The sequence below is a fragment of the Xanthomonas sp. NCPPB 2866 genome, from assembly GCF_041475745.2.
Taxonomy (GTDB): Bacteria; Pseudomonadota; Gammaproteobacteria; order Xanthomonadales; family Xanthomonadaceae; genus Xanthomonas; species Xanthomonas arboricola.
In genome coordinates, this window is record NZ_CM192975.1 from 2,346,939 (window position 1) to 2,361,440 (window position 14,502).

Annotated in this window: 3 protein-coding genes; 2 read left to right on the top strand and 1 reads right to left on the bottom strand. The window is 65.6% G+C overall.

The genetic code is table 11. The features are described from left to right. The first annotated feature begins 2 nt into the window (after positions 1-2). Positions 3-701, top strand: a complete 699-nt coding sequence (locus tag ACCQ04_RS10115) for a DUF1349 domain-containing protein (RefSeq protein WP_126966730.1) — start codon at positions 3-5, stop codon at positions 699-701. 123 nt (positions 702-824) lie between these two features. On the opposite strand, the gene ACCQ04_RS10120 is transcribed toward ACCQ04_RS10115, so the two are convergent. Further along, a complete protein-coding gene (locus ACCQ04_RS10120; protein ID WP_126966731.1) occupies positions 825-2,636 on the bottom strand; it encodes an EAL domain-containing protein in 1,812 nt (603 codons plus the stop codon). Between the two features lie 733 nt (positions 2,637-3,369). Between ACCQ04_RS10120 and ACCQ04_RS10125 the strand changes: the two genes are divergently transcribed. Then, positions 3,370-14,400 (top strand): autotransporter-associated beta strand repeat-containing protein, encoded by an 11,031-nt coding sequence (locus tag ACCQ04_RS10125; RefSeq protein ID WP_372358760.1) that lies wholly within the window; start codon positions 3,370-3,372, stop codon positions 14,398-14,400. Positions 14,401-14,502 lie beyond the last annotated feature (102 nt).

Sequence of the window (14,502 nt, forward strand, 5' to 3'; positions counted from 1 at the left end):
GAATGACTCACGATGCGATAGACGGTGCACGCAGACGCCTGCTGGGCGGCGCGATGGGAATGGCCATCAGCGGCGGCGTGCTTGCCAGGCAACCCAAGACGGAGAACACGATGGCGCAGGACACGCAGTGGCAGGACGGCAGCTGGCTCAATCGGCCACGGACCGTCGCAACCAGCGGCGGCACCTTGGACGTGGTTACCGACAAGGCCACCGACTTCTGGCGCAAGACGCATTACGGGTTCACGCGCGATAGCGGGCATTTTTTCGGTATCACCGCCGCAGCGCGCTTCACTGCGCAGTTGCGGGTGCGCGCGCAGTACGAGTCGCTCTACGATCAGGCCGGCATCATGGTGCGTGTGGACGAGCAGCATTGGGTCAAGGCGGGTATTGAACTGAGCGATGGCCGCGCGATGCTCAGTAGCGTGTTGACCAACCCGGTCTCGGACTGGGCGACCGGCCCTTACGAGGCCGACCCCAAGGACTTCTGGATACGCGCCACCGTTGCCGACGGCGTTCTGCGCCTGCAGGTGTCTGCCGATGGCCGGACCTGGCCGCTGGTGCGGCTTTGCCCGTTTCCTGTTGCCGATACGTACCAGGTCGGCCCGATGTGCTGCACGCCGGAGCGTGCCGGGCTGAAGGTGCGTTTTTCCGACTGGACGCTAGGTCCGCCGCTGGGCAAGGATTTGCACGATCTGAGTTGATGGCCGTGTGGCAACGCAGCGTGCGCGCTGCGTTGCCACGCACATCACTGCAGGAGGCAAGGGCGGCGTAGTGTGGGTCGATCAAGGACGATGCACGCGCCGACCGCACGCGGGCAGCTCGGATCACGGCAAGCGCTGTTCTGCCACCGCGCTTGCCACATATTCCGCCACCAGCTCCGCCTCCATCGGCCGGGCCAGCAGATAGCCCTGCGCTTCATCGCATCCCCAACTGCGCAGCAGCGCGATTTCGTCGGCGTGTTCGATGCCTTCTGCAACGGTGCGATATCCCAACGCGCTGGCCAGGCGTACCACCGCCTCGGCGCGCAACTGCATGCCGGTCTTGGTGGCGATGCCGGTCACCAGCGAGCGATCGAGCTTGAGCACGTTGACCGGCAGCTCGGTGAGGTAGCCGAAGTTGCTGTAGCCTGTGCCGAAGTCGTCGATGGCGACATTGACTCCGGCGTCACGCAGGGCGCGCAGCCGTGGCACTGCCTCCACATTGCTGCGCAGCCAGCGGCCCTCGGTGATCTCCAGCTCGATGCGCTGGGTGGGGATGGCCAGCTCCCTGCAGCGATGGATGACGTCTGCGGCGAGATTGCGGTTGCCAAAATCGCGCGAAGACAGATTGATCGACATGGAGAAGTCCAGCCCCTGCGCACGCCAGCTGGCCAACTGCACCAATGCGTTTTCGATCACCCAGTTGGTGACGGTGCACATCAAGGCGGTCTTTTCGAACAAGGGGATGAATTCGTCCGGACCGATCGGGCCAAGGCTGGCATGCCGCCAGCGCAACAGTGCCTCGAAGCCGGTCACCGACAAGTCTTCAAGGTTGATCCGTGGCTGGAACACCAGCCGGAAATCGCCTGCTTCCAGCGCCTTTTCGGCATCCAGTGCCAACCGGTACGAACGCTGGATCGCGTCGTCGTGCGAGGCGCTATACCAGCATACGATGGCGTGATTGCTGATCGCATCGCCCAGTGCCACCAGCCCCTTGCGCATGACGTCGTTGGTGTCCGGTTGTTGCGGTGCAAAGCGCACGACGCCAGCGTGAAAGGTCAACGACATCGGGATGCCGGCCGCGTCCATCGGCGCATGCAGCATGTCGCGCAGATCGAGCAACAGGTCTTCCATCTCGTCGGGCGCGGAATTCAACAGAAAAAACGCAAAGCGCATCGGTGCCACGTGATAGACGGTGGCTTTGCCGCGCAGCGCGCGCGTCAGTACATAGCTGGCGTGGCGCACCAGTTCTTCCAGCGGCTGCATGCCCAGTGCCTGACGTGCTTCATTGGCTGCCTGGGTGTCGTAGACCTCGATGAAGGCAGCGATGGTCGGTACGCAGTGGCTGCCGAAGGCGAGGGCATCCAGGTCCGACTGCAACTGGCGTGCATTGAGCAGGCCGCTGTGCGGTTCGCGCCGCCCGGCGCCGAACTGCAGTTCCAGTTGCGCCGCGGCCACATTGGCGAACATCAGCAGCTGTTGGTGTTCCTGGCTGGCCAGGCGACGCTCGCGCGTATCGATCACGCACAAGGTGCCGGAGACGCCGGTCTGCGGTGCACCGACCGGGACGCAGGCAATAAAGCGCGCCGGCAAGCCCGGGAAGGCGGCGTCGCCCAGTTGGATCGGGGCAAGGGCGGCAGGTTCAATCAGTTCCGTGACGCCATTGGGCGCTGCAGACGCATGCCGGCACAATTCAATGGCCTGCTCGACATGGGCGGCACTGATGCCGCGCGCCGCCAGCACGCGCACGCGGCCGCCCTCGACGATGGTCAGTGCGGCCGCAGGCGCAACCAGGGCATGGCACAGCAGACGCGCGATCTGATCGAGCGGCTCCATGCCCCCCAGGTCGATCGGCACGCCCGACCAGTCGAACTGCTGTTGCTGCCGTTTGGTGTCCAAAGCGAGCGTCATGTCGTCAGTTTCCGTGTTGAAGATCACACACTGCCTGGCTACTACAAACAAACCGAGGTCGTTGACAGGTGACGATCATCGGGCACTAAAACCTTTTCGAATAAGCCGGCCTCTTCAATAAACTCCATCGCAGGATATCGAGCGCGACAATAAACTGGACGGGCGGAGTGGCTGCACACAAATACCGCAATCAATGAGCGGCGTCGACAGTTGGTGGTGGTCTTAATGGTAAAAGCGGGCTCATTAAATCAAATGACGGCACTGCATCGATCAGGTTTTCACTCCTGCACCGCAACATTCCACACAAAAGTTGTAGTCGAAATGGTTCGGCTCGTTAATATCCGGGTGACCGCATCAGATCGCTTTAAAGCATTCGGACTCATCTAGCCATATTCCGCTTTACCGCTGAATTAGGCCATGTTTTTATTTGAATTCTGCCGCACATGATCTGTGGCGCCTGCCGCATGAGGTAGCGCGATAACGCTAACGGGCACGAGTAAACCAGTCGACAGTTTGGGCGTGTGTCATGGATAGTTTCGTGGTTAGTGATATTCGGCACAGTTTCAGGCATGGCGCTTTCCCTATTAATCTCCCACTATTATTCGCAGGGAATGGTATTAAACGTCCTCATCCGTAGGCGATACCGGTTGGTACGGCATAAGCTGTTTTTAAACCGACTCGACAGTAAATCAACTTTCTGCTGTTGGAGAGCGCGTGTGTGTGTGCGTGAGTCTCTGCACGGCGATACAGGGGGAATAAAATGAATCGTGCATTTGCGCTGGTCTGGAACGCGGCGATTGGTAATTGGGTGGTGACGCACGAGCTGGTACGTCGGCGGCGCAAGCCCGGGGCAACCCGCCGCAGCGTGTCGAGCCTGGTCGTGCTGGCGGTGGGAGCCGCCGCACCGATGCTGGCCTGGGGGGCGTGCACACCTGCACTTCCAGCAGCGGGCGCCACCGTCACCTGCACGGGGTTGCCAATCACCAGCAACAGCTTCGCAAGCAGCGCAAACAACCTGACCATCAACGTTGCGGCAGGCACGCAGATGACCGCCGGGCTGCTGGGCGGCACCGCCATTGCGCTCACCGGCACCAATGCCACGCTAAACAACAGCGGTACGATCGACCCCTCGGCGCTCGGCCTGTTGTCGGTGTTGAGCACCGGCGTCAGCATGGGCAATGCCAGCTCCACCGCGGTGACCGCCAATAATCTCGCCACCGGCGCGATTTACGGCACCGGCGGCCTACTGGGGGCGAACCTGCTCAATCTCGATGGCATGGCGCTTGGCATCACCTCGGCCAGCAATGGCGTCGTGCAGATCAACAATGCCGGGCTGATCGATAGCCGTGCATTGTTGAACCTGTCGGTGCTGAGTGCGGATACGCCGGTGATTGCAGTCAGCGGCGGCGGTACCGTCAATGCAGTCAACACCGGCACCATCAACGGGCGCGTGGGCTTCCAGAGTTCGGCCACCGGCAACAGCTTCGTCAACGCCGGCAGCATCAACGGCAGCGTGTCGATGGGGGCGGGCAGCACCAACAGCTTCACGGCGGTGACTGGCGGCAGCGTCAACAGCGGCGGCGGGCTGGCGCTGGAACTGCTTGGGCCGGGGGGCTTGCTGAGCTTCGCGCAGACCGGTGTGGTGGATGGCGGCGCAGGCGGCACCAATACGCTGATCCTGCAGAATTCGGCCACCGGCACTGGCAGCGGCAGCACCGGCGTCGGGACGCTCAGCACCGCGCAATACATCAATTTCGGCAGCCTGCGCGTCAATAGCGGCACCTGGTCGGTCGGGGGCGGAAGCAACTTCGGCAGCAGCGCGCTCAATGGCGGCGTACTGCAGTTCGCCAATCCTGCGCAGCTAGGCACTGCCATCACGGCCAACGGCGGTGCGCTGGAGGCGACAGCCGCCGGCCTGAGCCTGTCGCCTGCCGGCGGCATCGCCTTGGGAGCAGGTGGCTTGACCCTGCAGGGCGCCAATGCCCTGACCATTGCCAGCCCCATCGTCGGTACCGGTGCGCTGACCAAGACCGGGACCGGTGCGTTGGGCCTGACCGGCAGCAATACCTTCAGCGGAGGCGTCAACCTGCTCGGCGGCTCAGTGACGGTGGGAACCAATGGCGCACTGGGAACAGGCGCCGTCAACGTGTCAGCCGGCAGCGTGCTTTCCAGTGCGGCGGTCGACTTGCCGAACGCGTTCGTGCTCAACGATTTCATCGGCATCGGCGGCGCCAACACCTTGCGGATTGGCGGCGGCATCAGCGGCGCCGGCGCGTTGAACAAGATCGGCACCGGCACGCTCACCCTGGGCGGCAGCAATACCTATGCAGGCGGCACGACGCTGGGCGCGGGGACGCTGCGGATCGAAACCAATACCGCGCTCGGAGCGGGCACGGTGACAGCCGCCGGTGGGCAGCTGGATACCAGCGCTCCACTGACCCTGGCCAACAATGTTGCCTTGACCAATACGCTGGGCCTGGGCGCCAGCGGCAACGCGCTGACCCTGACCGGCACGCTTGCCGGCGCGGGTGGTGTCAACAAGACCGGCACTGGCACGCTCGCGCTCAACGGCGCCAACACCTTCGCTGGCGGAACCACGCTGGCATCGGGCACCTTGCAACTGGGCAGTGCCTCGGCACTGGGAACCGGCGGCTTGAACGTCACCGGCGCGTCCAACCTCAGCAGCAGTGCGCCACTGACGGTGGCCAACGGCATCAGCCTTGGCGGACCCTTGAACTGGACCGGCGCGCAGGCGCTGACATTGAGCGGTGCCATCAACGGTGGCGGCACCCTGATCAAGAGCGGTGCGGGCGACCTCACCCTGACCGGTAACAACGCCTACACCGGTGGCACCAGCTTGAGTACCGGGCGCCTGGTGGTGGGCTCGAACGCGGCCCTGGGCACCGGCACCCTGACCGCAAGCGGCGGCGAGCTGGATGCCACCGCTGCGGCAACCCTGGGCAACACGATTGCACTCACCGGTAGCTTGGGCGTGGGCAGCAGCGGTAATGCCTTGAACCTGAGCGGCGCCATTGGCGGCACCGGTGCGTTGAACAAGCTCGGCACCGGCAGCTTGACCCTGGGTGGCCTGAACACCTATGCCGGCGGCACCAACCTCACTGCCGGCACCTTGCAGGTGGCCAGCGGCACCGCGCTGGGCACGGGTGCGTTGAACGTCACCGGCAATGCGGCCCTGCAAAACACGGCGGCCACCTCGTTGAGCAACGCGATCGCGTTGACTCCAGGTGCGCTGACGCTGAGTGGGGCGCAAGCACTGACACTGAGTGGCGCGATCAGCGGCACCGGGAGCCTGATCAAGTCCGGCAGTGGCGACCTCACGCTGAGCGGCAACAATCTGTACAGCGGCGGCACCACGCTCAGCGCCGGCACACTGACGGTGGGCAGCGACACCGCGCTCGGTGTTGGCGCGCTCAGCGCAGCAGCCGGTACCACCCTGGCCAATGCAACCGTCAGCACGCTGGCCAATGCCATTGCCTTGGCCGGCCTGGTCAATGTGGGTGGCAGCAACGCGCTCACGCTTACCGGCGCCATCACCGGCGTGGGCAGCCTGGACAAGCTGGGCCCCGCCAGCCTGACCCTGGCCGGTAACAATAGCTACACCGGCGGCACGCGCCTGAGTGCAGGCAGCCTGATCCTGGACAGCGACACCGCCTTGGGTCTTGGCACCCTGACCGTCGGCGGCGGACTGCTCGACAGCACCGCCGCACGCGTGCTCGCCAACAACGTGGCGCTGGAAGCGGACCTGCAGCTCGGCGGCAGCCAGGATCTCACCCTCACCGGTGCGGTCAGTGGCGTGGGTGGCGTGGTCAAGGACGGCAATGCTGCATTGACGCTGGCTGGACCCAACAGTTTTGCCGGTGGCGTGGATCTCGATGCAGGCGCGCTGCTGATCGGCGACGGCGCAGCACTGGGCACCGGGGCGCTGACCGCTGCCGATGGCACGCAGCTGCAGGCCACTGCCGCGACCACGATCGGCAACGCTGTGGTGCTCAACGGTGCGCTTTCGCTCACCGGCAACAACGATCTGGGCGTCACCGGCATCGTCAGTGGCGCAGGCAGCCTGGTCAAGCAGGGCGCCGGTGCGCTGGCCCTCACCGGCAACAATGTCTATACCGGCGGCACCTTGCTCGACACCGGCATCCTGTCGGTCGGCAGCGACAGCGCACTCGGCACCGGCGCGCTCACCGCTGCCGATGGCACGCAGCTCACTGCCAGCACGGCGGTGACCTTGCAGAACGCGGTCAATGTCGCCGGCCAACTCGCCATCGATGGCCAGAACCTCACCCTCGATGGCGTGGTCGACGGCGCCGGTCGCCTGATCAAGAACGGCACGCAAACGCTCACGCTCAATGGCAACAACACCTGGGCGGGCGGACTGCAACTGCAGGGCGGAGCAGTGGTGGTCGGCAGCGACACGGCACTCGGCTTGGGCACACTGAGCGCCGCCGCGGGCACCACACTGGATGCCAGCAGCGCGGTGACGCTGGGCAATGCACTTGCGTTGAATGGCGCACTCACCTTGCCTGGCACGCAGGACATCACGCTCAATGGGGTCGTCAGCGGCAGCGGCAGTCTCGACAAGCAAGGCGCTGCCACGCTGACCTTGGCCAATGCCAATACCTTCAGCGGCGGCGTTGCGCTGGATGCGGGGCGTGTGGTGCTCGGCAACGACGCTGCGCTGGGCGTGGGTGCGCTGCTGGTCGGCGGCCCTGCCGAACTGGATGTCGCTGCCGCGCTGACGCTGGGCAACGCGGTGCAGTTGAACGATCAGCTCACGCTGATCGGCAGCAACGATCTCGGCTTGAACGCTGCCATCACCGGCACCGGCAGCCTGATCAAGAATGGCGCCACCACGTTGTCGCTCAACGCGAGCAACAGCTATAGCGGTGGCACAACGTTGACGGCCGGCACCATTGCGGTCGGCGCCAACGACGCACTCGGCACCGGCAGCCTGTCGGTGGTCGGCAATGCAGCGCTGAGCAACGCGATTGCGGTGGCGCTGGGCAACGACATCGCGCTTGGCGCAGCGCTCACCGTGGATAACGGTGCGGACATGCTGGTCAGCGGCAGCATCAGCGGTACAGGCGACTTGATCAAGACCGGTGCCGGCACCCTGACATTGAATGGCAGCAACACCTACACCGGCCCGCTGGCGATCCAGGCCGGCACGCTGGTTGCGAGCACCGCCGCGTCGCTTGGCAACGCCAGCAATGTCGATGTCGCTGCAGGGGCGGTGCTGAATCTCAGCAACGGCGGCCTGATCAGCGCGCTCAGCGGCGCCGGCAATGTCACTACCGATGCCGGCGGTACGCTGCAGTTGGGCGGTGGCGATTTTGGCGGCAGCCTTGGTGGTGGCGGCAATCTGGACAAGGTCGGCGCCGGCACGGTGCGCCTGCTCGGCAACAGCGCGATCGGCGGTGCCACCCAGGTCAGCGGCGGTACCCTGGATGTGATCGGCACCCTGGGCACCAGCGCAGTGAACGTGGCGCTAGGCGGCACGCTGACCGGCACCGGCACCACCGGCAACGTGGGAAGCAATGTGACCATCGCCGACGGTGGCCGGCTTGCATTGACCAGTGGCTCCTCGCTCAGCGTGGGTGGCCTGACCCTGGCACCGGGTGCGTTTTTGGATGTCGCATTGGCAGCGCCGAGCAATACGCGGCTGCTCGCGGTCAATGGCGACCTCACCCTGGACGGCACGCTCAACATCACCGACATCGGTGGGTTCGGCACGGGTGTGTACCGGCTGATCGACTACACCGGCCTGCTCACCAACAACGGTCTGGCGATCGGCCTGTTTCCGGGCAGCGTGGATCTCAGCCAGCTCGCGCTGCAGACCGCCATCGGCCAGCAACTCAACCTGGTGGTGACGGCACCGGGCAGCATCGTGCAGTTCTGGGATGGTGTCCAAACCACCGCCAACGGCACCGTCGACGGCGGTGCAGGAACCTGGGGTGCGGCGACCAACTGGACCAACCAGGACGGCACGGCCAACAGCACCTGGCAAGGCGATTTTGCGGTCTTTGCCGGCAACGCAGCCGCCGTTGGCGTGGTGGGCACGCAGAGCATCGGCGGCCTGCAGTTTGTCACCGATGGCTATCAGCTGACCGATGCCGGCGCGGGTGGACTGGCTGTCACTGCGCCGTTGACCGCGATCCGTGTGGATCCGGGTGCAACCGCCAGCATCGATGTCGCCATTTCCGGCAGCGGTGGCGTGGAAAAGCTCGACACCGGCACGCTGGTGCTCGATGCGGCCAACAGCTATACCGGCGGCACCGCCCTCAGCGGCGGCACCCTGGTGCTGGGCGACGCGCAGGCGCTGGGCACCGGCACCCTGACCGCAGCAACCGGCACCAACCTCGATAGCAACCAGGCATTGGCGGTCGGCAATGCAGTGGTACTCGATGGCGCGCTCAACCTGGTCGGCAGCAACGACCTGCGCCTGTCCGGCCCGATCAGCGGCGCGGGCAGTCTGATCAAGAACGGCGCGTCCACGCTCACGCTCGACGGCGCCAACAGCTACGTCGGCGGCAGCGTGTTGAACGCAGGCACCCTGGCGGTTGGCAGCAACACCGCGCTCGGTGTCGGCAGCCTGTCGGTGCTGGGCAATGCCACCTTGAGCAACGCGATTGCGCTGGCACTGGGCAATGCGGTCAATCTCGGTGCCGATCTGACCATTGCCAGCGCGGACGATCTGGGCCTGACCGGGGTGCTGAGTGGCGCGGGTGCCTTGACCAAGACGGGCCTGGGCAGCTTGACCTTGTCCGGCGGCAACACGTTCACCGGCCCGGTGTCGGTGCAGGCCGGCGTGCTCGCCACCGCCGCCCCCGGCGCGTTGGGCAACACCAGCGTCGTGGATGTGGCCGCAGGTGCCGGGCTCTCGCTCGGCAGCAATGCGGCCCTGGGTGCAGTGACCGGGCAGGGCAATGTCGCGGTGCTGGGCGGCACCACGCTACAGCTTGGCGCCAACAACGTCGGCAGTACTTTTGCCGGCAGCCTGAGCGATGCAGGCAATCTGGACAAGGTCGGCACCGGCACCTTGCAGCTCACCGGCACCAGCGCGCTCGGCGGCACCACCCAGGTCACCGCCGGCACGCTGGACGTGGATGGCACGCTGGCCAGTGCAGGTGGCCTGACCGTGGGCAGCGGTGCCAGCTTGAGCGGCAGCGGCGTGGTCGATGCGGCGGTCACGGTGAATGACGGCGGCCGCCTGGTGGTGACCAGTGGCGCAGTGTTGACCACCGGCAGCCTGAGCCTGGCTCCCACTGCCACGCTGGACGCGTTCCTGGGCATCCCCAGCCAGACCGGCGTGTTGGCGGTCAATGGCGATCTCACCCTGGACGGCACGCTCAACATCACCGACATCGGCGGCTTCGGCACCGGCGTGTACCGCCTGATCGACTACAGCGGTGGCTTGACCGACAACGGCCTGGGCATCGGCACGCTGCCAGGTACGATCGATCCCACCCAGCTGACGTTGCAGACCGCGCTGGCCCAGCAGATCAACGTGGTGCTGCTGGCGCCCGGCAGCAACGTGCAGTTCTGGGATGGTGCGCAGACCATTGCCAATGGCAGCATCGATGGCGGCGCAGGCGTCTGGGCCGCAGGCCCCACCAACTGGACCTCGATCGATGGGCTGAGCAACAGCGACTGGCAGAACAGTTTTGCCGTGTTCGCCGGCACCGCGGGTAATGTAGGCGTGCAGGGCACGCAAGGCATTACCGGCATGCAGTTCATCAGCGACGGGTATGTGCTGAGCGATGCCGGCGGCGGTGCATTGAGCGCCAATGCGGCCACCACCATCATCCGTGTCGACCCTGGCGTCACCGGCACCATCGATGTGGGCATCGGCGGCACCGGCACGCTGCAGAAACTCGACACCGGCACGCTGGTGCTGAGCGCCGCCAACACCTACACCGGCGGCACCGCGCTCGGCGGCGGCACGCTGGTGCTGGGCGATGCGCAGGCATTGGGCACCGGCACGCTGACCGCTGCAGCCGGCACCAGCCTCGATACTGATCAGGCATTGGCCGTGGGCAATGCGGTGGTGCTCGACGGTGCGGTGACGCTGCTAGGCAGCAACGATCTCGCCCTGACTGGCGCCATCAGCGGTGCCGGCAGCGTGATCAAGACCGGTGCATCCACGCTCACGCTCAGTGGCAACAACAGCTATGCCGGCGGGACCGCGCTGAGCGATGGCACCTTGTCGATCGGCAGCAACAACGCGCTGGGCACCGGCAGCCTGTCGGTGGTCGGCGCTGCGGTGCTGACCAACCCTGTTGCCGCAACTGTGGGCAATGCGGTCGTCCTCGGCGCTGCGCTGAGCGTCGACAATCCGGCAGACCTCACGCTTGCCGGCGATATCAGCGGCAGTGGCGCCTTGATCAAGACCAACACCGGCACGCTGACACTGGACGGCAGCAGCAGCTACACCGGTGGCACGACGGTCAACGCCGGCACGCTGGTTGGCGACAGCGCCAGCCTGCAGGGAGCCATCGTCGACAATGCGACGCTGGTGTTCAACCAGGTTGCCGATGGCGTGTTCACCGGCTCGATCACCGGCACCGGCAGCGTGATCAAGGATGGCGCCGGCGCACTAGTGCTCAACGGTGCGAACGGGTACGCCGGCGGCACCACGATCACGGCCGGTACCTTGATCGGCGATACCAGCAGCCTGCAGGGCGATATCGCCAACAACGCGGCACTGGTGTTCAACCAGAACACCGGTGGCGTGTATGCCGGCACGCTCAGCGGCACCGGCTCGCTGCAGAAGGCCGGCACCGGCGCGCTGCAATTGCTCGGGCCCAACACCTATACCGGCGGCACCGTGATCAGCGCCGGCAGCCTGATCGGCAACACCACCAGCCTGCAGGGCAATATCGTCGACAACGCCACGCTGGTGTTCGATCAGGCCAGCGATGGTGTGTTCGCCGGCGCGGTCAGCGGCACCGGCAGTGTGGTCAAGCAGGGGACGGGTGCGTTGACGCTTGCCGAAGCCGGCAACTACAGCGGCGGTACCGTACTTGCCAGCGGTAGCTTGGTGCTGGGTGATGCACAGGCGCTGGGCACCGGAACGTTGACCGCCGCGACCGGCACCACGTTGGATACCGATCAGGCACTGACAGTGACCAACGCAGTCGAGCTGGCAGGTGCAGTCGCGTTTGCGGGCAGCAACGATCTCACCTTGACCGGTGCTGTGACCGGCACCGGTGGGTTGATCAAGAATGGGGTTTCCACGCTGACACTGGACGGCAGCAACAGCTACACCGGTGGCACGACGGTCAACGCCGGCACGCTGGTTGGCGACAGCGCCAGCCTGCAGGGAGCCATCGTCGACAATGCGACGCTGGTGTTCAACCAGGTTGCCGATGGCGTGTTCACCGGCTCGATCACCGGCACCGGCAACGTGATCAAGGATGGCGCCGGCGCACTAGTGCTCAACGGTGCGAACGGGTACGCCGGCGGCACCACGATCACGGCCGGTACCTTGATCGGCGATACCAGCAGCCTGCAGGGCGATATCGCCAACAACGCGGCACTGGTGTTCAACCAGAACACCGGTGGCGTGTATGCCGGCACGCTCAGCGGCACCGGCTCGCTGCAGAAGGCCGGCACCGGCGCGCTGCAATTGCTCGGGCCCAACACCTATACCGGCGGCACCGTGATCAGCGCCGGCAGCCTGATCGGCAACACCACCAGCCTGCAGGGCAATATCGTCGACAACGCCACGCTGGTGTTCGATCAGGCCAGCGATGGTGTGTTCGCCGGCGCGGTCAGCGGCACCGGCAGTGTGGTCAAGCAGGGGGCGGGGGTGTTGACGCTGGTTGCGCCCAATACCTACAGCGGTGGCACCACCATTGCCAGCGGCAGCCTGATCGGTACCACCACCAGCCTGCAGGGCAATATCGTCGACAACGCGACACTGGTGTTCGACCAGGCAGGCGATGGCACGTTTGCCGGCAACATCACCGGCAGCGGTACGTTGATCAAGAACGGCGCGGGCGCGTTGACGCTGGATGGTGTCAACGCCTATCTCGGTGGCACCACGATCAATGCGGGCACATTGATTGGTGATACCGACAGCCTGCAGGGCAATATCGCCAATGCCGGCGCACTGGTGTTCCAGCAGACCGCCAATGGCACCTACGCAGGGATCCTGTCGGGTACCGGCAGTCTGCTCAAGGATGGTGTGGGCACCTTGCTGGTCACCGCAAACAGCAGTGGCTTCACCGGGCCGACCACCATCGTCGCGGGCACCCTGAGCGTGGGTAACCCGGCCAATCCGGGCGCCGCGTTGGGCGGGCCGGTCACGGTGGGCCCGGGCGGCACGCTCACCGGCAGCGGCAGCATCGGCGGCCTGACCTCCGGTGGCACCGTGGCGATCGGCGGCAGTACGGGCACGATCAGCGTCGGCGGCAATGTCGCGCTTGCAAATGGCTCCACCCTGCAGGTCACGCCGGGTGCGGGCGGCACGGTGACACCGATCAGCGTGGGCGGGGCGGCCACGCTGGCACCTGGCAGCACCCTGCAACTGGTACGTGCGACGGACCTGCCGTTGTTCACCGAGATCCCGGTCATCAGCGCCGCGGGCGGGCTGACCGGTCGGTTTACCAACGTCGTCTCCGACTACGCCTTCGTCACGCCGAATGTCAGCGCCAGTGCCACGGCGCTGTCGGTGTCGTTTGGCCGCAACACCGTGGCCATGGTCGATGCAGTCACCGCGCCAAACCAGCAGGCTGCCGCAGCGGCGGTGGATGGCTTGCCGACCACCAGCCCGGTCTACCAGGCAGTGGTGCGCCTGCCCGACGACCCGCAGGCGATCAGCACGGCGTTTGCCTCGCTGTCGGGCGAAAGCCATGCCAGCACGGCAACTGCATTGCTGGATAGCCACTTCTTGCTGAGTGCCGTCGGCAATCATCTGCGTGGCGACAGTCAGGACGCGCAGGTAGGCGACACCACGGTCTGGATCACCGGCCGTAGCCTGCCCAATCGTGTCGATGGGGATGCCAACACCGCTTCGGTGCGGCGCGAGGACAACGGCGTCATGGCCGGCGCAGAACGGCGCATCGGCGAGCGCAGCGTGGTCGGTGTCGCGGTCGGTAATCAGGACATCGAAACCCGCTCGCGCGAATCCTTGGATCGTTCCGACATCGATGGCACCCATGCCAGCATCTACGCCCAGGCCGACTGGTCTGCGTTCGCTGTGCAGGCTGCGGTCGACTATGCGGACTACAGCGTGGACAGCAGCCGCCGGGTGATGTTGCCCGGCGTGCTCGAAGAGCGGCTGACCAGCAACTACGATGCGAAGGCCGTCACCGTGTCGCTGGAAGCGGCCTGGAACCTGCGCACCGGCAATGCGGTGTACAGCCCCTTCGTTGCGGCGGACTACACGCACCTGAAGACCGACGGCTTCGACGAGCGCGGCGGCATTGCCGGGCTGTCGGTGGACAGTGCCAAGGACGAGTACACCACCAGCACGGTGGGTGTGCGCGGGCGTTGGCAGTTGGGTGCGGCGGCCGGGGTGTACGCCTCGGTGGGTTGGCGGCATGCGTTCGGCGACCGTGCCGTGGAGCGGTCGGCCGGCTTTGTCGGCAGCGGCTCGCAGTTCTCGGTGCAGAGCGTCACGCTGGCCAAGAACGCGGTGGTCGGCGAACTGGGCGTCAGCCTGATCACCTCGCCCAACAGCCGCATGGCGTTGTCGTTGCAGGGACTCAACGGTGATGGCCAGACCGCATACGGCGGCCAGGTCACCTGGGGCTGGAGCTTCTGATTCACCGCAGACCAAAAAGCCCCGGCATTGCCGGGGCTTTTTTTTGCCTGATGCACAGTGCTGCATGGCATCGGTGGTTGCAGTGACCAAGTGCGGTCGGGT

Bases quoted from the DNA above. Each gene is read 5' to 3' on its own strand.
- ACCQ04_RS10115 (WP_126966730.1), top strand. From the start codon at position 3: ATGACTCACGATGCGATAGACGGTGCACGCAGACGCCTGCTGGGCGGC.
- ACCQ04_RS10125 (WP_372358760.1), top strand. From the start codon at position 3,370: ATGAATCGTGCATTTGCGCTGGTCTGGAACGCGGCGATTGGTAATTGG.